The organism is Marinobacter sp., from assembly GCF_041690455.1.
Classification (GTDB): Bacteria; Pseudomonadota; Gammaproteobacteria; order Pseudomonadales; family Oleiphilaceae; genus Marinobacter.
This window is the reverse complement of the sequence record NZ_JAWLHI010000014.1, coordinates 18,463-38,379: the sequence shown is the minus strand read 5'-3', so window position 1 is coordinate 38,379 and position 19,917 is coordinate 18,463. Positions and strand designations below refer to the sequence as shown.

At 61.0% G+C, this 19,917-nt stretch carries 19 protein-coding genes; 11 read left to right on the top strand and 8 right to left on the bottom strand.

The genetic code is table 11. The annotated features are described in order from the left end of the window. Positions 1 to 130: 130 nt before the first annotated feature. Positions 131 to 1,951: an ABC transporter ATP-binding protein gene (locus ACESMW_RS05180; RefSeq protein WP_372985990.1), complete on the bottom strand. Its 1,821-nt coding sequence runs from the start codon at positions 1,949 to 1,951 to the stop codon at positions 131 to 133. Between the two features lie 143 nt (positions 1,952 to 2,094). Here ACESMW_RS05180 and ACESMW_RS05175 point away from each other — a divergent pair, with 143 nt between their 5' ends. Continuing rightward, complete coding sequence (locus tag ACESMW_RS05175) at positions 2,095 to 3,549, top strand: hypothetical protein (RefSeq protein ID WP_372985989.1); 1,455 nt, start codon at positions 2,095 to 2,097, stop codon at positions 3,547 to 3,549. Positions 3,550 to 3,619: 70 nt separating this feature from the next. Here ACESMW_RS05175 and ACESMW_RS05170 read toward each other — a convergent pair whose 3' ends face one another. Then, positions 3,620 to 5,062 (bottom strand): rhomboid family intramembrane serine protease, encoded by a 1,443-nt coding sequence (locus ACESMW_RS05170; RefSeq protein WP_372985988.1) that lies wholly within the window; start codon positions 5,060 to 5,062, stop codon positions 3,620 to 3,622. A 297-nt stretch (positions 5,063 to 5,359) separates the two neighbouring features. On the opposite strand from ACESMW_RS05170, the gene ACESMW_RS05165 reads away from it, so the two are divergent. Further along, positions 5,360 to 5,800 carry an OmpA family protein gene (locus ACESMW_RS05165; protein ID WP_372985987.1) on the top strand — a complete coding sequence of 147 codons (441 nt, stop codon included), beginning with the start codon at positions 5,360 to 5,362 and terminating at the stop codon, positions 5,798 to 5,800. A gap of 63 nt (positions 5,801 to 5,863) precedes the next feature. Here the strand turns inward: ACESMW_RS05165 and ACESMW_RS05160 are convergent, their stop codons facing one another. The 5 genes from ACESMW_RS05160 to ACESMW_RS05140 all read right to left on the bottom strand — a co-directional run bounded on the left by ACESMW_RS05160 (position 5,864) and on the right by ACESMW_RS05140 (position 10,080). Continuing rightward, on the bottom strand, positions 5,864 to 6,268 hold the full coding sequence (locus ACESMW_RS05160; RefSeq protein ID WP_372985986.1) for an MAPEG family protein: 405 nt from the start codon (positions 6,266 to 6,268) through the stop codon (positions 5,864 to 5,866). A gap of 2 nt (positions 6,269 to 6,270) precedes the next feature. After that, positions 6,271 to 6,513: a GlsB/YeaQ/YmgE family stress response membrane protein gene (locus ACESMW_RS05155; protein ID WP_343812634.1), complete on the bottom strand. Its 243-nt coding sequence runs from the start codon at positions 6,511 to 6,513 to the stop codon at positions 6,271 to 6,273. A 73-nt stretch (positions 6,514 to 6,586) separates the two neighbouring features. Next, positions 6,587 to 7,312, bottom strand: coding sequence for a lysophospholipid acyltransferase family protein (locus tag ACESMW_RS05150; RefSeq protein ID WP_372986015.1), 726 nt, complete (start codon positions 7,310 to 7,312; stop codon positions 6,587 to 6,589). Positions 7,313 to 7,363: 51 nt separating this feature from the next. Continuing rightward, positions 7,364 to 7,966: a class GN sortase gene (locus ACESMW_RS05145; protein ID WP_372985985.1), complete on the bottom strand. Its 603-nt coding sequence runs from the start codon at positions 7,964 to 7,966 to the stop codon at positions 7,364 to 7,366. After that, complete coding sequence (locus tag ACESMW_RS05140; protein WP_372985984.1) at positions 7,963 to 10,080, bottom strand: marine proteobacterial sortase target protein; 2,118 nt, start codon at positions 10,078 to 10,080, stop codon at positions 7,963 to 7,965. The genes ACESMW_RS05145 and ACESMW_RS05140 overlap by 4 nt, the downstream gene beginning before the upstream one ends. 188 nt (positions 10,081 to 10,268) lie before the next feature. On the opposite strand from ACESMW_RS05140, the gene pdsR reads away from it, so the two are divergent. From pdsR to ACESMW_RS05125, 3 genes are read left to right on the top strand one after another with little or no spacing between them, the layout of a single operon-like run. After that, positions 10,269 to 10,970 (top strand): proteobacterial dedicated sortase system response regulator, encoded by a 702-nt coding sequence (gene pdsR / locus ACESMW_RS05135; RefSeq protein ID WP_372985983.1) that lies wholly within the window; start codon positions 10,269 to 10,271, stop codon positions 10,968 to 10,970. A gap of 3 nt (positions 10,971 to 10,973) precedes the next feature. Next, on the top strand, positions 10,974 to 12,995 hold the full coding sequence (locus ACESMW_RS05130) for an ATP-binding protein (RefSeq protein WP_372985982.1): 2,022 nt from the start codon (positions 10,974 to 10,976) through the stop codon (positions 12,993 to 12,995). 14 nt (positions 12,996 to 13,009) lie between these two features. Continuing rightward, positions 13,010 to 14,317 (top strand): DUF3422 family protein, encoded by a 1,308-nt coding sequence (locus ACESMW_RS05125; protein WP_372985981.1) that lies wholly within the window; start codon positions 13,010 to 13,012, stop codon positions 14,315 to 14,317. Positions 14,318 to 14,322: 5 nt separating this feature from the next. Here ACESMW_RS05125 and ACESMW_RS05120 read toward each other — a convergent pair whose 3' ends face one another. After that, the gene (locus ACESMW_RS05120; RefSeq protein WP_372985980.1) at positions 14,323 to 15,102 is read right to left on the bottom strand and encodes an ATP-binding protein; all 780 of its coding nucleotides are present in this window, start codon (positions 15,100 to 15,102) and stop codon (positions 14,323 to 14,325) included. A gap of 84 nt (positions 15,103 to 15,186) precedes the next feature. Between ACESMW_RS05120 and ACESMW_RS05115 the strand changes: the two genes are divergently transcribed. The 6 genes from ACESMW_RS05115 (at position 15,187) to ACESMW_RS05090 (ending at position 19,855) form a co-directional block, all read left to right on the top strand. Further along, positions 15,187 to 15,630, top strand: a complete 444-nt coding sequence (locus ACESMW_RS05115; protein ID WP_372985979.1) for a methylglyoxal synthase — start codon at positions 15,187 to 15,189, stop codon at positions 15,628 to 15,630. 67 nt (positions 15,631 to 15,697) lie between these two features. Then, positions 15,698 to 16,135: a thioredoxin TrxC gene (trxC, locus tag ACESMW_RS05110; RefSeq protein WP_372985978.1), complete on the top strand. Its 438-nt coding sequence runs from the start codon at positions 15,698 to 15,700 to the stop codon at positions 16,133 to 16,135. A gap of 74 nt (positions 16,136 to 16,209) precedes the next feature. Then, entirely contained in the window at positions 16,210 to 17,181 is a 972-nt protein-coding gene (cysK, locus tag ACESMW_RS05105) for a cysteine synthase A (protein ID WP_372985977.1), read from the top strand. A 390-nt stretch (positions 17,182 to 17,571) separates the two neighbouring features. Then, positions 17,572 to 18,939, top strand: coding sequence for an ATP-binding cassette domain-containing protein (locus ACESMW_RS05100; RefSeq protein WP_372985976.1), 1,368 nt, complete (start codon positions 17,572 to 17,574; stop codon positions 18,937 to 18,939). A 36-nt stretch (positions 18,940 to 18,975) separates the two neighbouring features. Further along, positions 18,976 to 19,383, top strand: coding sequence for a hypothetical protein (locus ACESMW_RS05095; protein WP_273168229.1), 408 nt, complete (start codon positions 18,976 to 18,978; stop codon positions 19,381 to 19,383). Positions 19,384 to 19,462: 79 nt separating this feature from the next. Continuing rightward, positions 19,463 to 19,855 carry a roadblock/LC7 domain-containing protein gene (locus ACESMW_RS05090; protein ID WP_372985975.1) on the top strand — a complete coding sequence of 131 codons (393 nt, stop codon included), beginning with the start codon at positions 19,463 to 19,465 and terminating at the stop codon, positions 19,853 to 19,855. Positions 19,856 to 19,917 lie beyond the last annotated feature (62 nt).

Here is a 19,917-nt window from a genome sequence, read left to right as displayed (position 1 = left end):
TTAACTATTGCAGCTATTGACAGGACTTCAACCGGTGGCCGGTGAATGTTCGGCATCACTTCCGTGAATATCAGACCAAGGTCGACACCAAAAGTTGCAGGCACGGAAAGGCGGGCCGGCAACCCGGATCTCAGGTCTGCCGCTCGCCGTAGAGCTGGGCATAGATACCTTCTCGGGCGATCAGTTCCTCGTGCCGCCCTTCCTCGATGATCCGGCCATCCTCGAACACGCAGGCGCGATCCGCCTGTTTCACGGCACTGAGCCGATGGGCGATGATCAGGGTGGTCCGCTGCCTGAGGAAGCCTTCCAGGTCCCGGTGCAGCTGGTACTCGGTCTCGGCATCCAGTGCCGAGGTGGCTTCATCGAGAATCACCAACGACGGATCCGACAGCACCATCCGGGCAATGGCCAGGCGCTGGCGCTGCCCCCCGGACAGGCGCACGCCCTGGCGGCCGATCACGGTATCCAGCTGCTCCGGCATGGCCGCCACCATGGTATCGAGCTGGGCGATGCGCAACGCCTCCCACAACTCGACATCCGGCTTGTCCCGGCCGAGGGTGAGATTCTGCCGGATGGTGTCGTTGAACAGGGCCGGATGCTGCAACACGGTGGCCACATGTTCCCGCAACCTCGGCAGCCCGATCCGCTGCACCGGCACATCGTTGATGAGTACCTCGCCCTGCTGGGGCGTGTACATGCCCAGAATGATCTGCACCAGGGTGGATTTGCCACCGCCGCTGGCACCGACCACCGCCACTTTCTCACCGGGTTCCAGATGCAGGTTGATGCCCCGCAACACCTGCTCGTCGCCATAACCGAAATGAATATCCCGCAGGGTCAGGCTTACCGTGTGGTGGCCACGGAACGGGTCCTCCAGCGCCGGATAACGCGGTTCCTCCTTCAGCTCCAGCAACCGGTTGATACGCCCCAGGGCGGCGTTGGCGGCGAACCAGGCGTATTGCATGTTCAGCATTTCCTGGACCGGCGTGAGCATGAACCACAGGTAGCCAAAGATCGCGAACATCATGCCGATGCTCAGATCACTGAACAGGACCGTGACCATGGCCGCAGCCCGGAACACGTCCACACCGAACTGGAACAGGGCAAAGCTGGCCCGGGTGGCGGCGTCACTGCGCCACTGGAAGCGGATGGCATGATCCCGGACCACCCGCGCGCGATCGATCAGCAGGCGCAGGTAATGCTTCTCCCGGTTGGCCGCCCGGAGCTGGTGAATGGCATCAAGGGTTTCGGTCAGATCCCCCTGGAATTCTTCGTAGGCGCTGTTCTCCCGGCGTTTGAGCTCCTTGACCTGCTTTCCGATCAGGATAGTGGCGAAGATCACCAGTGGATTGAACAGCAGAATCAGCAGCGCCAGTTGCCAGTGCACCCACAGCAATACAACAGCAGTACCGATTACGGTCAGGCTGGCCACCAGGAACCGGCTGATGGAGGTCCCCAGGAACTGGTCCATGGTATCCAGGTCGGTGATGAAGTAGCTGCTGATGGCCCCGGAACCACGGGTTTCATACTCCGACATGGCCACGCGCTGGAGCCGGCCCAGCAGGCGGGAGCGCATGCGGAACACGACATCCTTGGAAACCTTGGAGAATTCGCGGGATTGCAGGACATTGAAGAACAGTGCGGCCGACCGGAGCAGCAGTGCTGCCAGCACCATCAGCCCGATGTAGACCACAGGCTGCTGCCACCCGGCAGGCAGGATGGCATCCATGACCGGAAGCACGGGGCCCTCTTCCTCCAGCAAGACCTCGTCCACCAGCACCGGCAGCAACAGGGGCACCGGTACGGCCATGATGGTCGCCAGGATCGCCAGCAGATTGGCGCGCACCAGACGCGGCTTGTGCTTGAGCGCCAGCAGGAAAATGTCGCGCCAGCGGTAAGGCTGATGCCCGCCAGCGGAATCAGCCGACTGTTGCAGGTTGTTGTGTTGCAAGACTCCTCCGGACCCCGAATACCTTCGGTTCAATACGGACGCTATGGACTGTCAGTCTACCTGTTAACCAGGTAGCTGCGCGGCCCTTTCAGTTCTGTCATCATGACCCGCCTGACTCTGACGGACCAGGAACCCGACCCGCTGTGAAACACGATTGCCACTACCACCCCGGTGAACCCGCCAAATGGCACTGCGGCGAATGCCAGATCCACTACTGCAGCCGCTGCATGCCCGATGCTGATACCCGCCAGCGCAAGGCGCTCTGCCCGCACTGCAGTAAAGCCATGCGCTACCTCGGGGCCGCCACCGAAGCGGTCCCGTTCTGGAACCGGATCGGCGCGTTCTTCCGCTACCCGTTCCACAGCGACCCGCTGATCGTGATTGCCATCTGCACCCTGGTGCCGGTGATCGCCCCGGCGAACCTGATCGGTATCCTGATCTGGATTGTGCTTGCGCTGGCCCTGTTCAAGTATACGTATGCGGTGATCAATCACACGGCCGAAGGCCACCTGAAACCACCGCCTGTGGCCGTAGCCTTTACCGGTAGCGGCTTTGATATCGTGGTTCTGCAACTGCTGGTGTTCGTGGTGATGGGCGGCCTGGTCGGGGCCGCCGCCATGCTGGGCGGGCCAATCCTCGGGATGCTGGCCATCGCCTTTGTGGTGCTCGCCCTGCCCGCCAGCATCATGGTCCTGGCCATGGAACGCTCAGTGGGCGCAGCGGTGAACCCCATGAACCTGGCTTTGCTGATTTCCCGCATCGGGACACCCTATTTCCTGCTCTATGGTTACCTGATCCTGCTCACCCTGGCTTCGGGGGCCGCCCAGGATTTCGCCCTGAACCACTTTCCGCTTTGGTTCTCCCAGCCCCTCGCCGGGTTCCTGAACAGTACCTTTACCCTGATCCTGTTCCACATGCTCGGCTACCTGCTGTTCCAGTACCAGGAAGAACTGGGTTTTGCCGCCGACGTCCAGGACGGCGAGACCCTCGCCCAGGCACAGAGCCGGGACAGGACCGCCCGCTTTGATGCCGATATCGACATGAACCTCAAGGACGGCAACTACGACCGGGTGCAGTCGATGCTCAGGGAAGCCCTGATACGGGACCCGGACAATGCCCTGCGAATCGCCCAGCTGTACAAGCTTTTGATGGCACGCAGAGATGTCCCGGAACTGCACCGTTACCATGTCCGGATCCTCAACTGGCTGGCAAACAGTAACGACGGCGAAGCCATTGCCGAACTGGTCACCCTGCTGCAGGAGGCCGAACCCACCTGCCGGCTCGAGGACCCGGAGCTGTCTGTCCGCTGCGCCAGCGCCATGTATCACCGGGGCCGGTTCAAACCCGCCCTGCGGCTGCTCCAGGATTTCCACAAACGCTTCCCGGACAGTGACCAGCTGGCCCCGGCGTACCTGCTGGTGGCGCAAATCCTGGCCAATGGCCTCAATCAGTGGGAGAAAGCCACAGCATTTCTGACATTTATCCAGAAAAAGTGCCCGAACCATCCGTTGCACGGGCAGATCGGGACGTATCTGGAACAGGCGGAGAAACGGGAGCCGTTGAAGGGGCCGAAGGCGAAATTTGCTGTTGCTGAGTGAGGCGTGAAGGTGAAGTTGGGGTCAGATGAAAGCGTTCATCTGACCCCGTTTTCACCGCCAGCCGCCCCTCTCAGGTCAGCAACTGCCGATAATGCCGTGCCTTGGGTTCCATCTGCCGCTTCTCGAATTCGCTCACCAGCAGCCGGCAGGCTTCTGAGGTCAGCAACTCATCCCCGGTGGCCCGCAGCCGCTCGAAAGCCTTTTCCGCGGCCTTGAAATTCTGCTGTTTCAGGCTGGTAAACAGCACCCGGTTGTGGTCCTCGGCGGCCAACGGCTGGTGGTGCTCGCCCTTGCCGAGATATTCCTCCCACACGTCAACCATCTGCTCCGGCTGACGCCGGCTGAGGGCATCTTCCATCAGTTCACGGGTGCGATCACGGTATTCGGGCAGGTCCGGCCTCAGCTTGGCCAGCTGGTACAGGTGCTCCAGCAGGATGGGCCTGTCAGGGTAGTGCTGGCGCAGGGCCTCAAACTGCCGACGCGCCAGATCGAACTCCATCCGGCCCAGGCTCGCCATTGCCTGGGCATAGCTGGTGGTAAAACGGGCATCCTGTTCGGCTTCCTCCGGCTCGAAGAATTCCTCCCGCACATGCAGCCAGCTGCGCCCGAACAGCCAGACCAGGCCGGCCCCGGCCACCAGGCCGCCGGCGTGGGCCATGTAGGCGATGCCGGTGGCACCGGCGAACCAGTAATCGTAGATTTCCTTGCCCAGCCAGACCGGCAGCATGGCCAGGGCCGGTGCCCGGAAATAGTTGAAGTAAACGCCGAGAAAAAAGAAAAACCGGATCTTCTGCAGCCCATAGATGGCGACGTACATGCCCATCAGACCGGAGATCGACCCTGAAGCCCCTACCAGCGGGAGTGGGCTGCCCGCGGAAAAGGCGGTGAACACCAGGCCGGATATGGCACCGCACACCAGGTAGGCCACCAGGAACCGCCCCGGACCAAGCGCCTTCTCCACCGTAAAGCCGAGCAGGAACAGGAACAGCAGGTTACCGATGATATGGCCCCAGCCACCATGCAGGAACTGGTAGGTAATCAGGGTATAGGGTTTAAGATCGGCCGGCACCAGGCCCAGTTGCTGGGCACTGAGCTGGCTGATGTAGCCCTCCTCGATGGCGGTCCGGTGCTCGAGCCAGTATGCCCGTTCCGCCGGTGCCCAGAGGATGCCGCGGTTCTCCAGCAGGTAGTGGTAGAACTCGCGGTCCATCATCAGGCTGATGGCGATCCAGAAGTCGGCGTTCTCCTCCCGCAACTGCTGGAATTCCTGCAAGTCGTAGACCCGCTCTTGCTCGCCGCGGAACTGGATCTGCCGTTGCAGGTAATCCTCATAGACGGGCGCTTCAAGCTCCTGGAGGTCCTGGGAGAGATACTGCTCGACCGCCTGCTCGATCTTGCGGCTGTCTCCGCCCTGGTAGAAAAGAAAAACCAGCAGACAGACGAACATCAGCCCCAGGGTAACCAGGGGTGGGCGTTTCCAGTTAACGGCGTTCTCGGCGGGGATAATCAGCATCGGCGGTCACAATTCATCATATTCTGTCCCTGAAAACCTGCTTTTTTACCACAGCCCTGCCCATATTTCCCGGTGTAATAGGTGTTGTGGCGACGGTTACAACGGCTTAACCCGAGAAATGTGGACAGCCCCACAGATAGCGGGGCCGGTGCGAGACACTGTCACACCGGAGTCATATAAATGACATTAAATCGGTGGCAGCTATCGACCTTTCGCCAATTGCCGTTATTCCTGCCACCACCAATAGTGGATGGGAATAACAAGAAAAACCGGATACTGGAAGCAAGGATACTGCACATGACCGTACTCGTTTTGGACAACCCGGAACTGCTGGCCAAAGCGGCGCTGGCATCAGGTTTTACGGCGGCGATGGCCACCCCTGCGGGACAAAGACCTCATCGACTGAAATTTCATTTCGGATTCAACAAGCATGCCCTGGATCGCGATGATCTGGCGATCATCCGCCAGCATGCGCTCTATCTCCGGCAATATCCTGGGTTGAAAGTCCGGATCCATGGCCATGCCGACAACTTCGGCACCGAGGATTACAACCAGTTCCTGTCCCGGTTGCGGGCCAGCACCATCGCCCGGGTTCTGATCCGGGAAGGCGTGGGCGAGAACCAGATCCAGCTGGCGCACTGGGGATCAACCCGGCCCCTGGCCACTCTCGAGGATCACGCCGCCAACCGGCGCGTGGAACTGGAATACCTGACCCAGGAAATGGCCCAGGCCCTGTAGTCCGGGAAGGACATATCACAACGGAAAACGGGGGCCGAGGCCCCCGCTTGTATTTGTGGCGGTTCAGCCGCCGTACACCTGCCAGACGTTCCAGAACAACAGCAGTGATGCCACCAGGATCGCCAGCCAGGTCAGAATGATGCCGATCATCCGGGCCAGGTGCGGCCCACCACGACCATTGATCATGCCCCAGGCGTGCAGGATGCGCCCCACCACCAGAGCCATGCCGGTCCAGTACACGAAACCACTGGGCACGCCGTTGAGTTCCGCGAGCCCCAGCATCAGCAACCCCAGGGGCGCATATTCCACCAAGTTGGCATGGGCGCGAACCGCAGCCTCGAAATCCCGGTCATCGGTGACACCCAGGCCCTTGCGGTACTTGAGCCGGAACCTCACCACCTGGGCCGAAAGCACCAGCAGGAGCAAACCGATTACAGCGGCAAAGACACCGGTTACCGGGACAATCATGCTTAACCCTTCTTGATCTTGTTAACGATGGCCAGAAGCAGAACGGCGCCCACGGTTGCCGTCACCAGCCGACCGACGGCGCCGTGGGCCGACAGCTGCAGAAGTCCGAACAGGAAACCACCAATGAACGAGCCGACAATACCGATACCAATGTTGGCCAGTACGCCAAAGCCGCGCCCTTTCATGATCAGCCCGGCCAGCCAGCCGGCCACACCACCAATAATCAGAAAATAAATCAGGTTCATCTCTCGCCTCTCCCTGAGGATGCTTCAAGAAACGGTCAATCCACGCAAAGACTGCCCTGTTTCTTGCGGTGCTTCAAGCACTTCCGGCACGGGAGGCAGGCGTGATGGAGGCAATGGCTTCGGCCATCCGGGACCGACACCGCTCGATCAGCTCGGGCACATCCTCGGGGCTGAGGTCAACGGTTTCGACGGGAGGAAGGATGCGAATGGCCACCGGCTCACGGCGCCCCAGCAGGCCACAGGTCTTGTCGGCGTATTCACTGGCGCAGACCATGGTGATCGGGGCACCGGAAGCAATGGCAGCATAGAAGGCACCCTTCTTGAAACTGCCCAACCCCTTGCCATGGCTACGGGTCCCTTCGGGGAACACCCACAGGCTTTTCCGGTCGTGGGCGATGGTTTCGCCGACCAGCTGCATCGCCGCTACGGCTTTCCTGGAGCGGGACCGATTCAGGATGACATTGCCCCCGAGCCAGAATACCTGGCCGAAAAACGGCAACCAGATCAGAGAGGACTTGCCGACCGTGACCGTCCTGGGAGGCAGCAGATCCCCCATCACGAACAGGTCGTCGTTGTGCTGGTGATTGGCGATCACCACGGTGGGCCGGTCCGGCGGCATGTTCTCCAGGCCTTCGATGGGGCGTTCCATGCCCAGGACAAAGCGGCCAAACCGGGCGACCACACACCCCAGCATACGGTTGTTATCCGGATTGAACGGGCGGGCAAGGTAAAGTACCAGTGCAAACAGGCTGATTACCGGTACACTCAGCCATGCCAACAGCTTTCTCAAAACACCCATCAGGTACAGCTTCTCTGTTACGTAAAACTGGCGCACAAGTGTACGCCAAGGTCATAGCCCTGCAACAGTATCAATTTGTTCCAGCGGGTTAACCGGTGCCGGATCCTGGCGCCGCGCTGTCACCACATAACGCAACGGCCCGCCGGAATCCAGGCTCTCGAACGGGTAGCAAGTCACCAGCAACAGGGTGTCCGGGGAGAGGCGCTGGGTGTCAATCTGCTCCTGGCGACTGTCCACCACCCGGGATGCCTCAACCTGGTAGTCCTGCCACTGGCCATCCTGGCCCTGCAGACGAATCCCGCTTCCCGGCACCAGCTCGTTGAGTTGCCGGAAATGGGTATCCCGGTGGCCGGCAATGATGACCGGTCCCTCACCGGGCAACCCGCCAAGCACCCGACCGGGACCGAAGGCCAGGCTCTCACCGTGGGTACCCTCCAGCACAACCATGGACCGGTCCAGTTCCGGTAGCGCCATCCTGGCCACCGGCCAGGTGTCCGCCCAGGGCCAGGGGCGGGTTTCGGTCTGCCGGGCCTGGCTCTCCGCCCACGCCAATGCCAGCAGTTCCTGAGCGACCACCGCCTTGATGGGTATCCACAGCCCGAACACCAGCAGGGTGGCGGATGAACTGAGCAGCAGCAAAAGGATCCGGCTCACAGCGCTACCCTCCCGCGCAGGAGCACGATCGCTGCACTGAACATCATCCCCACCAGCCCCAGGGCAATCAGTAGTGGTGAAATGGTCGCCGTCTGGGGGTATCGCAACATTCCGGCTGAGGTTCCGGCCGGCAACAGGGTAGGCACACTGTCAGCGAGCAGCGGATCATTACCCGAACGCACCGGCGTGCTGTCCACCGCCACGAAACTGGTAAACGGCGACATCAGGCTGTGGGCCATCGCCAGCCGGACAATCTGCTCTTCGTCCGGGTGATCGCCCTGAATCCTGGCCCGGTCCAGCAGGCTGTCAATCTTCGCGCGAGCCCAGCGCCGGTGCAGCCCGGCGCCCTCGGCAGACTGCCGGAGGTCCAGTGTCCGCTCCCAGCGCTTGCCATCCGGCGCCAGGCCGGTGACCGACAGCTTCCCCTCCGGCGGCACACCGCGAACGACCTGGATCAGCGGTTCACCCCGGAACAGGTCGCCAGTGCGTTCCGGGTAGACTTCCGCCCCTGCCGAGGGCCAGTCGGTTCGAAGCCCCGTCAGCACCGGTGCCTCCATGGCCGAAAACAGGGCCTCCAACGGACCACCAAGATCGGCCGGATTGCTGACTGCGGTATAGGTACCCCGCCCCCAACGGGCCGCCTCCCGCATGAAGTGCATATTGGGGGCTGAACCGATGCCGACGGTGAACAGACGCTGGTTGCCCAGCTGCTGGCGAATCTGCCGGAACAACCCCGCCTCGTTGCCCACAGCGCCATCGGTGATAAAGACCACCTGCCGGACCCGTGCGGCATCATCGGCGTCATCATTTCCGGCCCCGCCGAGTGCCAGCGACAGGGCAGACGCCATTTCCGTGCCTCCCTCAGCCTGTAACCGGCTGACATAACGGCGAGCCCGGGCCAGATTGTTGCCATCGGCCGGTACCGGCTCCATGAACAGGGCATGGGGTTGTGAATTGAACTGGATGACATTGAACCGGTCGTTGGCGGAGAGGGTATCGAGACCCCGCCCGAGCGCCTGCCTGGCCTGGCGTATCGATTCGCCGGCCATGGACCCGGAGGTATCGATCACGAACACCAGGTCCCGGGGTAGGGTCTGATCCGAAGCGGCGCCGGGTACCACCATGGTCATCAGGTAGTCCTCACCGCCGAACTGCTCATGGAAGACCGCGGCAACCGGCTCTCTGCCACGAACCGGGCGCCAACGAAGCACAAAGTCCCGGTTCATCAGCACTGTCCCTTCCGAAGGCGAAACTTGGACCTGCTGGCCATCGGTGCGGGTTTCCAGTTCATGGCCGGGGCTGGAGACGTCCGCCAGCTCCAGTCCGGCATTGAGAGCGACCCTGATCCGGGCCCGATGACTGTCGGCGGCAACGTCCTCCGGTCGCACCGTGAACGGACTGATGGCATCGGCATCCGGCACTTCCCTGGTGGCAATTGCCCAGCCTTCGCTCCAGCCAGAGGCTTCGCCAGTCGGTAATAGCGGTCCGGGCATGTATCGGGGTGTCAACGTGGTGGGCAGTCGCAACGAGAACTGACCATCCCGGTAATCTACCGGTTGCTGATAGCGCAACTCGATGGTGATGTTGTCCCCGGGCGGAATATTCGCTACCCGGGAGGTGAACAGGTTCGGGCGCTGCTGCTCCACTGTCGCAGCCTGCCGGCCACTGTCCCGGGCCTCGACGTACTCCTGGCGGGCCTGCTCTTTCGGCCGCACTTCGCCGGTAATCGTACGCTCGCCCACCGTCATGGTCAGGGCATAGACGCTGGCGTTCTCCGGCAGCGGGAATACGAAGACACCTTCGCGCCAGTCATCACTGGTGTTGCGAAAACGCCGGGTGAGGCGGGTATCGGCAATCAGGCCGCTGACCGTGACATCAAAGTCACTTTCAAGCACCAGTGCGGGTGCCTGCCAGTTACCCTGGCTGTCGGTAAAATGCAGCAGCCCCGGCTGGAGTTCGTCAGCCACATTCGCCTCGGCGTAAAGGGGCTGAACGAACAGGAGCAACAGGAACGCCAGCCAGAGGGTGATGCCCTCCATGAACCGGCGCAGTCGGGCCCGGTTTGCGGGTTTTGCCGGCACTGAAAGTCTCAGCAGGGTCGTCGATAGCATCATCACAAGGTCCTTTCCTGATCAAGTCCGTGGATGACCGCTATTTCACCAGCCCGAAAGGTGCAGGCCGTGGCAGAGTGCGACAATACGGCGACGAATAATGATCAATTATGGCAACAGGGCCCTGGACCTTGTCCTGACCGGTTGCCATGGTTAAATAGGGACTCCATGCAGGCAACCGGTCGATAACCATGAAGAAACACCTTGTGCTGATCGAAGACGAACCGGCGATCCGGGACAACTACCGGGCCGCCTTCGAGCGCCGTGGCTACCGGGTCTCGGCCTACGGGGACCGGACATCTGCCTACCAGGCGCTGCAGCAGGAGTTGCCGGACCTTGCCATCATCGATGTCGGGCTTGGCGATGAGCCCGAAGGCGGTTTCCTGCTGTGCCAGGATCTCAGGCAGCTGTCGATGACCCTGCCGATCATCTTCCTGACGGCGCGGGACAGCGACATCGACACGGTTCACGGCCTTCGGCTGGGCGCCGATGATTACGTGACGAAGGACATGAGCATCGATCATCTGCTGGCCCGGATCACCGCACTGCTGCGCCGGGCCGATGCCTGGGCCGAGGCGTTGCAGAAACCGGACGAGATGCTCCGGCGGGGCCGACTCACCCTGAACGTGGACCGGATGACTGTGGCCTGGAACGACCAGCCCATTGACCTGACCGTCACCGAATTCTGGATGCTGCACTCACTGGTCCGACACCCCGGCCATGTCCGTAGCCGGGATCAGCTGATGGACGCTGCCAGCACCGTGCTCGATGACAACACCGTGACCTCCCATATCAAGCGCATCCGCCGAAAATTCCAGCAGGTGGACGACCGGTTCGATGGCATCCAGACCGCCTACGGCATGGGCTATCGCTGGAACGCCCATGAGGTCTGACCCTTGAACCTCAAGCGCCAGCTCCTTGTTGCCAGCCTGCTGATGCTGCTCATTCCCTGGGCGGGCCTGAAATTCGTGCTCGAACTGGATACAGCGCTTCGGGAACAGGCGATCCGACAACTGGACTCCCGTGCCGGACAACTGGCCGAACTGGCCGGAGACCGGCTGCTGGGCGAGCCGGCCATCCCCGCCGAGGCGCCGGTCATCTATATTGCGCCCCTGAACCAGCCCTTCACCCCGGACGGCTATGGTTCCGAATGGCCCGGCTATGACGACACTGCCGCGTCCCAGCCCTGGCAAGGCACCCGGACCGAAGACGGCCTGCAACTGCAGTGGCAGGCGGCCAGCAATGGCCAATACCTGTATCTGCTGATCCGCCTGAGCGGGCGCCAGTCCCGGTTCTTCAGCCCCGCGGCCCCAGAACAGCCCCACGATTACCTGAAACTCTGGCTTCAGGCACCCGCCACCACGGTGGACCAGTCCCCGGCGCGCCAGGCCTGGCTGATTCGTCCGTCGGCACCCGGCGAGCTCTATGGCCAGACCGACACCAAAGAGCCCCGTCCGGACTACCGCCTCAAAGGGGCGTGGCAGGAACACGGGGAAGGCTGGCAGCTGGAACTCCAGTTACCACAACCACCGGACAACAGCCGGCTAGGGTTTTCCGCGCACCGGGACGGAGAGAACCCATTGGCAACCTCTCTTGAGCCACTGCCGGTACTGGTGGGGCCGCGACCGGCACTGGAACGGCGACTGGAACAGCAGCTCGACACAGGCCAACAGGTCCGGATTGTCGAACCGGGCGGCTGGGTGATTGCAGAAGCCCGAAAGCCGGGCAATGATGCAGCACCGGAATTCGACAGCCTCAGCCCCGTGCAAGTGCTTGAGCAAATCAGCCTCAACGTCCTGCGTTACCTGGTCCAGTTCTACCAACCAGAACCCGGACTCCTCCCTGACCAGGCGCGCCAACTGGAGGCCAGCTCCCTGCCGGACCAGGGCCTTTTCCGGCACCCGGATGACAGCCGATGGCTGCTGGTCACCAAGCCGGTTTTCGGCGACCGGACCCTCATCCTGGAACAATCCCTCGATCAGCTACTGACCCTTTCCGGCTCCACCCTGGGTTCCGTGATTGCCCGCAGCACCCTGATCATCGTTGCCCTGACCCTGGTTCTGCTCGGCTATGCCAGCTGGTTATCCTGGCGCATTGCCCGTCTGCAGCGGCTGGTGAGCGCCACCGTCGACGAAGACGGCCGGATCAGCGGCACTATGCCGACTACCGCCAGCCGCGACGAGCTGGGCCAGCTGCAGGCCCACTTTGCCCAGATGGTGGAACGGCTGCATGGCTATAACCGCTATCTCGAGAGTTTTTCCCGCCGGCTATCCCACGAGCTGAAGACCCCCGTCGCGATCGTACGCTCTTCCCTGGAGAACCTCGCCCATGCCCAATCGGAGGCGGAGCGCCAGCAGTACCTGGAGCGCGCTTCAACGGCCACGGAACGCCTGCGCCAGATCCTCCACGGCATGAGCGAAGCGGCGCGGCTGGAACAGAGCTTCGACCAGGCCGACAGGGAACCCTTTGACCTGGCTGAAGTGGCCGCCGGGGCCACGGCTGCTTACCAGGGCCTCGACAGCACCCATGAGATCCGGTACGTGGGTCCCGACCGTGGCTGTAACCTGACCGGTTCCCCGGAACACATGGTGCAGTTGCTGGACAAGCTGGTGGACAACGCCCGGGACTTCACCCCAGAGCATGGGCTGATCGAGGTCGCCCTGGCGCAGCACCCGGAGCATCTGGAACTGTCCGTGTTCAACCAGGGCTCGGCCCTGCCGGAGGATGGCTCCGCTGACATCTTCGGCGCCTTCGTGTCTCATCGGGAAGGCAGCGGGGAGGGCCATCTCGGCCAGGGACTGCTGATCGTGCGACTGATTGCCGAGTACCATGGTGGCCGGGTCGAAGCAGCCAATGAGACCCATGGTGGCATTGACGGGGTTCGTTTCCGGGTTATCATCCCGGTCAAGCCCAGATAAGCCCGGATTCTGCTGTGAGCACACGACTGGAACATCTCGACATCCATCCCCTGCGGGATGAGCTGTACAATGAACTTCACTCCCGTCCCTTCCAGGTGCTGCCCACGCCTGCGCGGGTAACCCAGATGGCGATCCTGACCACACCGGAGCAGCGCCGGGAGCAGTTCCGGCATCTGCAGGAACTCCACCGACTGCTGGGCTACCCGGTTCCCGAGGAGGAAGTCGGCTGTTTCGAGCAAACCTTTGGCACCCTGAAGGTGCGCCGGGAAATGCACATGGAGTTCGCCTCCTATACCTTTACGAACCTTGCCGAAAGCAGCGCCGATCCCTTCACCGAAACGGGGATCACGCCCTTGCCGGAGGGCTGGCTGGAGCAATTGGCGGGCACCGTGATTGCCGCCTTCCACGTGGATATTCGCCCCTCATCTCACGATGCCGCCAGCGACCTGGCCTTCGTGCGCCAGCATTTCGAGGGCTTGCGCCTGGTGGGCAGCAGTCCCCAGGAAGGCGCAGCCAGAATCTGGGGCACCTTCAAGCTGCACAGCGATGGTTTTGGCCGGTTCATGGTCCAGAACCACCACATGTCCAACAGTCAGCTGGGCCGACTCACCCAGCGCTTGATGGAAATCGAGACCTACCGGCTGATGTCCCTGCTGGCCCTGCCTGTGGCCCGGGAAATCACACCCTCGCTGAACGACATGGACCAGAAGCTGGCGATCATCACCCAGGCCCTGGCCGACAATCAGGAGGTGGACGAGCAGAGGCTGCTGGGAGAGCTCAGCAACATCGCCGCCCGGATCGAGGCGTTCCGCGCCCACTCCACCTTCCGCTTCTCCGCTACCCGGGCCTACCACCGTCTGGTGCTGACCCGGCTGGAGGAATTGCGGGAAGACGAGCTTTCCGGCCACCTCACCATGACCGAGTTCATGACCCGGCGGTTGACGCCGGCGGTGAAAACCTGCGAGGCGGTGAGCGAGCGGGTGGAAGACCTGAGCCGGCGCGTGGACCGGGCCTCGGACATGATGCGCACCCGGGTGGAGCTGGCGATCCAGAGCCAGAACCAGCAATTGCTCAGTTCCATGGACCGCCGATCACGGATTCAGCTGATGATGCAGCACACGGTGGAAGGCTTCTCCGTGGTGGCCATCTCCTACTACCTGATCGGCCTGCTCAAACTGGGGCTGGACGCGCTCTACGACAGTGGTGTGATGTTCAACAAGACCCTGGTGCTGGGCATTGCTATCCCGGTGGTCATGGCCCTGGTGTTCCTGGGTATCCGTATCGTCCATCACCACTTCATCAAGATGGCCAGGCGGCAGTAGCCAGCTCAACGGAACCGGCGGTCTCCGGCCACTTGCCGGAAAAACTGCTGGGCAGTACGCCCGTTGCGCACGCCTTTGCTGGTGGCAAAGCGGATGGCTTCCAGGTGCAGTGCTTCCCGGTCCGGAACCTCGGGGAAGAGGGCATCAATGGCTTGCAGGTACACATCCTTAGCGAACGGGTAGAACGACAGCTGCAGGCCGAACCGGTCCGCCAGGGACACCTGTTCCTCAATCGCCTCCGCCGGATGCAGTTCGCCGTCCCGCACCTCGCTCTTGAGATTGTCGCTCATGAACTCCGGCATCAGGTGCCGGCGGTTTGAGGTGGCATACACCCGGACATTTTCCGGCGGCAGCTCCAGGGAGCCTTCCAGGACACTCTTCAGGGCCTTGTAGCCGGATTCCCCCACGTCAAACGACAGGTCGTCGCAGAAGATGACGAAGCGAAAGGGCAAATCACAGATATCATCGACGATCTCCGGCAGGTTCACCAGGTCGTCCTTGTCGACCTCGATCATGCGCAGCCCCTGGTCCCCATAGCGGTTCAGCAGGGCCTTGATCAGCGAGGACTTGCCGGTGCCCCGGGAGCCCCAGAGCAGGGCGTTGTTCGAGGGCTCACTGGCCAGGAAGCGTTCAGTATTGCGGGCCAGCGCCTGCTTCTGCCGGTCGATGCCCTTGAGATCGTTCCAGCTGATCGGGTCCAGCCGCCGGATCGCCCGCAGACCCGAGCGGTGGCGGCGCCAGACGGCCGCCGGTGTGTGTTGCCAGTCAAACTGCGTAGTGCTCATAAACCCTCTTTCCTATTTCGTCCGGCGTCAGGCTGTGGAACACTGACAACCAATCTTGATCCATAACAGGAGACTTTACCGCAAATGGCCGTAAAATCCGTCGCCCTGGTGGCGCACGACAACAAGAAGAAGGAACTGGTGGAGTGGGCCAACGAGAACCGGACCCGGCTCGCGCCCCTGCGCCTCTATGCCACCGGTACCACCGGAAGGCTGTTGCGGGAGAGCCTCGGACGGGACGATCTCAACTGCCTGCTGAGCGGCCCGCTGGGCGGTGACCAGCAGATCGGCGCCAAGATCGCCGAGGGCGAGATCGACCTGCTGGTGTTTTTCTGGGACCCACTGGAACCCCAGCCCCACGACCCGGACATCAAGGCCCTGTTGCGGATTGCCGCCCTCTGGAACATTCCCGTGGCCTGCAACCGGGCTACCGCCGAGTTTGTGCTCACCTCCGCCTACATGACCGACGACCAGCACCACCCGCATAAGCCGGACTTTTCCTATTACACCGGGCGTGAAGTCAATCAATGAGCCGGGCTTGAATTCAGGCATCGGGGCTACTATCTGATAAACAGATCCATTCTCCGAGGAGTTCCTGATGTCTGATCCACTCCAGATCAAGTGTCCCCATTGCCTGAGGGCCAACCGCGTACCGGTCGCCCGCCTTGGTGACAAACCCAACTGTGGCGCCTGCAAGAGGCCATTGCTGAACGGCGATGTCGCCAATCTCGACGATGCCTCCATGGCCAGCTTTACCGGGCAGTCCGACCTGCCCGTACTCGTCGATTTCTGGGCCAGCTGGTGTGGCCCATGCAAGGCCATGGCGCCGGAATTCGAGCAGGCCGCCCGCAACTGGGCCGGTCAAGTCGCCTTTGCCAAGCTCAATACCGAACAGGCTCCGCAGGCCTCCAGCCAGTATGGCATCCGCAGCATTCCCACCCTGATCCTGTTCCGGGGCGGCCGCGAGATTGCCCGCAAGAGCGGCGCCATGCCCGGCGCCCAGCTCTCGGCCTGGCTCAACAGCGAACTGGGCTGACCAAACGACGGGCGGCGACGGCCCCACGGCCGGCTGACCGGTGCTATGATGGCCTCAAAAAGGAGGATAACGCCATGGCACGAATCTATCAGGACAATTCCCTGTCCATCGGCAATACGCCGCTCGTCAAACTCAACCGCGTCAACGACGGCGCCACCATCTGGGCCAAGATCGAGGGCCGCAACCCGGCCTACTCGGTGAAATGCCGGATCGGCGCGGCCATGATCTGGGATGCCGAAAAACGCGGCACCCTGAAACCCGGCATGACCATCGTCGAGCCCACCAGCGGTAACACCGGCATCGCCCTGGCTTTTGTCGCCGCCGCCCGTGGCTACAAGCTGATCCTGACCATGCCCGCGTCCATGAGCCTGGAACGCCGTAAAGTACTCAAGGCCCTGGGCGCCGAGCTGGTGCTGACCGAGCCGGCCAAGGGCATGCCCGGCGCCATCGCCAAGGCCGAGGAAATCTTCTCCTCCGACCCGGACAACCATTTCCTGCCCCAGCAATTCCAGAACCCGGCCAACCCCCGTATCCACGAGGACACCACCGGCCCGGAAATCTGGAACGACACCGACGGCGAAGTAGACATCTTCGTATCCGGTGTTGGCACCGGTGGCACCCTCACCGGTGTGGCCCGCTACATCAAGGGCACCAGGGGCAAGGACATCACCGTGGTCGCCGTGGAACCCACCGACTCACCGATCATCACCCAGACCCTGAACGGCGAAGAACCCAAGCCCGCGCCCCACAAGATCCAGGGCATCGGCGCCGGCTTCGTACCCAAGAATCTGGATCTCGACCTGGTGGACCAGGTCGAAGCTGTATCCAATGACGAAGCCATGGACATGGCCCATCGGCTCATGCAGGAGGAAGGCATCCTGTGCGGGATTTCCTGTGGCGCCGCCGTAGCCGCCGCCGTTCGCATCAGCAAACAGCCGGAGTACCAGGGCAAGAACATCGTGGTGGTGCTGCCGGATTCGGCGGAGCGGTATTTGTCAACGGCCCTGTTCGCGGGCATTTTCAGCGAGCAGGAAACAGTCCAGTAACTCAGCAGGGCGCCACATCCCGGGCGCCCCGTTTACCCTTCACAGGGCAGTATCATCCACCGCAAAGGTCATTGTCACCACTCCTTCTCAAGCCCACCTAAACGTTCGACTTAATAATTAAGTGTCGATTTAAGCTACTTATTCTACTTGTGCATAAACTTAAGGATCACTAAACTGCGCCTTGATTTTAATCAACTCAGTGAAAGAAAAGTCAGACCATTTCGCTCTTCCGAACGAGATGGCGAAAATTTGGCGTCCTCCGACTGGCATACAGACCAGTACCCTATTACGCAGAAAAGCCTGCCAAGCTCCGGTCAGGGTTTGAACGGTTTCAAGGCCTGACTTTCCGATCCGGATACAGCGTAAATCAGCAATTGCAAAGAGTAGATCATGCCCGATAGAGCCATTAATGAGGTGCTGGATGTTCCCGGTCACGGCCGATCAGCACCCTTGCTCTCGCTATCCGGATTCGGAGTCGCCTTCGGAGAAAAAACCATACTCGCCGACATTAATCTGGAATTGCCAGAGTCCGGCGTTACGCTGCTGCTTGGGCCCAGCGGTACGGGCAAATCAACCCTGTTACGAACACTCGCGGGATTCAACGATCCCAACCCAAACCTGAGAACCTGGGGGCAAGCCAGCTATCGTGGCAAACCCATGGGTGCCTCTACAGAACGTCCTGTCCTTGCCGCACAGAATGCCCGTCTGATGATGGCCAGCATCCTGGAAAACATCGTTCATGACATGCCCGGGCGACGGCACCTGTCCCCAATGCAGCAAAGAGAACTTGCCGTAACCATGCTGGAATCAGCTGGACTTCAGGAACTCGTCGACCGGATTGATGAGCCAGTCATACATCTTGAGCTGGCCCAGCAACGTCACCTTGGCATCATGCGGCTGGCAGCAACAGGTGCCCCTCTTCTAATGCTTGATGAACCCTCGGCTGACATCTCCGAAGCCGAAGCTGATCGATTACTCGGCTTCATTGCCATGAAAAGTGCCACGCGCTCTATATTTATGGCCGTACACAACCAGATCCACGCCCGACGACTGGGTGGAGAGACCTTATTGATCGCTGGCGGCATTGTCCAGGAGAAGGCTCGGACAGATACCTTCTTTAGCACTCCGATGACTGATCCGGGGCGCTCCTTTGTTCGTACCGGGTCGTGCTCGGTTCCCTCGCCTGACACCGACCCCGATATTCTGGATGTCTCAACTCCTGCCCCGGCAAAAACACCGGCTGATGCCAAGGATTACGCCAGTGACAACTTCGGACCTCGGGGTTTTCTCTGGCTGAAAAAGGGGCAGTTGGCCGGCATGTCGAGTCCAGGACTCTTGGACGATCTCGAAGATGACCTGAGGGCCCTGCAGCGGGTAGGGGTCACCACTCTGATCAGCCTTACCGAGACACTCCCTGAGACAACCAGACTCTCCGGGATTGGAGTCGAAAGTATCTGGTGCCCTTTCAGGGACATGGCAGCCCCTGCAATCACTCAAGCAGTGGGTTTGTGCAAACAAATTCAGGAAATCACCAACAGCGGCGGCATTGTTGCCATTCACTGCGGGGCAGGCCTGGGACGCACGGGAACAATTCTCGCGGCCTACCTGATCTGGGAAGGCAAAGAGGCATTGGACGCACTTGAGACGGTCCGCCAGATGGAGCCTGGCTGGGTGCAATCCGAAGTCCAGGCTGAGTTTCTAGAAAGATACGCCCGGTTCTTAGCCAGGCGAAAAACTACAAGCAGGCTAAAAAACTGACCTGCATCAATCAATAATGAAAATCCGGAGTTATTAATGTCGAACCTTGATAATACTATTCAGCAGGCTATCTCCACTATTCCGGAGTGCCTGGCAGGTGGTTATGTGGATCTCAGCAGTGGGATGCTTCTTGGCATCAAAACCGTTGACTCACATCCTCAGGAAGTCCTCGAAATGCTGGCAGCTGCGACTGCTGACCTGTTCCAGGGCCCGAACGTTGTGACCATCGAGAACATGTTCAAGAAATCCCGAGGCCTTCCACTGGATGATTTCCATTACTTTCAGGAAATTATCGTTAACAGTGAGAATCTGATTCACATTTTCATGCGTACCAAAGAGAATCAGAATCACGTGGTTACATTTGTGTGCCGTAAATCCGCCAACCTCGGCATGGTCTTAACCAAAGCCCGCGCTGCACTACCCAAGGTGGAAGCCGCTCTGTAACCGTTACATAGCGACAATTGACCCAAAGCCTGAACTCCGGTTCACTGCGAGGGTTTTTTGAACAGGAAGGATGAACACCATGGGTGATTTTGGTCAGTCCCATCCAAAAGCCAGTGCCGCCCGCTCCATTCTCCGGGAGCTCAATGCTTACTCCTCGGAAATTGAAGCGTCCGCCACCATGACGACAGATGGTTACATCATTGGTGCTGTTCTGGGCACCACGACTGATGAAGATCGTTTTTCCGCCATGTGCGCTTCACTGCTGGCCTTGGCCGAGCAGGCGTCCGACGAGATCGGTCGCGGTCAAATGAAGCAATTATTGGTGGAGGGAACACAGGGATTGATGCTTCTGATCCGGGCCGGCGACGACAAGGTTCTCGCTCTGGCCGCCAAACCGACGATAAATCTCGGTAGGGTGTTCCTTGAAGCGCGCAAGTGTGCCGCCAAGATCGACCAGGTGATCAATACTTAATCGCTCTGGCTGGAGTGTAAGACCGGCAAAAAGTTCCAGGGAGCAGAACTGTCTGAAGAGGG

What these genes read in the sequence shown, in the direction of transcription:
- pdsR (WP_372985983.1), top strand. Translation starts at nt 10,269, where the DNA reads ATGAAGAAACACCTTGTGCTGATCGAAGACGAACCGGCGATCCGGGAC.
- ACESMW_RS05120 (WP_372985980.1), bottom strand. Translation starts at nt 15,102, where the DNA reads ATGAGCACTACGCAGTTTGACTGGCAACACACACCGGCGGCCGTCTGG.
- trxC (WP_372985978.1), top strand. Translation starts at nt 15,698, where the DNA reads ATGTCTGATCCACTCCAGATCAAGTGTCCCCATTGCCTGAGGGCCAAC.
- cysK (WP_372985977.1), top strand. Translation starts at nt 16,210, where the DNA reads ATGGCACGAATCTATCAGGACAATTCCCTGTCCATCGGCAATACGCCG.
- ACESMW_RS05115 (WP_372985979.1), top strand. Translation starts at nt 15,187, where the DNA reads ATGGCCGTAAAATCCGTCGCCCTGGTGGCGCACGACAACAAGAAGAAG.
- ACESMW_RS05095 (WP_273168229.1), top strand. Translation starts at nt 18,976, where the DNA reads ATGTCGAACCTTGATAATACTATTCAGCAGGCTATCTCCACTATTCCG.
- ACESMW_RS05100 (WP_372985976.1), top strand. Translation starts at nt 17,572, where the DNA reads ATGCCCGATAGAGCCATTAATGAGGTGCTGGATGTTCCCGGTCACGGC.
- ACESMW_RS05160 (WP_372985986.1), bottom strand. Translation starts at nt 6,268, where the DNA reads ATGATTGTCCCGGTAACCGGTGTCTTTGCCGCTGTAATCGGTTTGCTC.
- ACESMW_RS05170 (WP_372985988.1), bottom strand. Translation starts at nt 5,062, where the DNA reads ATGCTGATTATCCCCGCCGAGAACGCCGTTAACTGGAAACGCCCACCC.
- ACESMW_RS05165 (WP_372985987.1), top strand. Translation starts at nt 5,360, where the DNA reads ATGACCGTACTCGTTTTGGACAACCCGGAACTGCTGGCCAAAGCGGCG.
- ACESMW_RS05150 (WP_372986015.1), bottom strand. Translation starts at nt 7,312, where the DNA reads ATGGGTGTTTTGAGAAAGCTGTTGGCATGGCTGAGTGTACCGGTAATC.
- ACESMW_RS05155 (WP_343812634.1), bottom strand. Translation starts at nt 6,513, where the DNA reads ATGAACCTGATTTATTTTCTGATTATTGGTGGTGTGGCCGGCTGGCTG.
- ACESMW_RS05090 (WP_372985975.1), top strand. Translation starts at nt 19,463, where the DNA reads ATGGGTGATTTTGGTCAGTCCCATCCAAAAGCCAGTGCCGCCCGCTCC.
- ACESMW_RS05140 (WP_372985984.1), bottom strand. Translation starts at nt 10,080, where the DNA reads ATGATGCTATCGACGACCCTGCTGAGACTTTCAGTGCCGGCAAAACCC.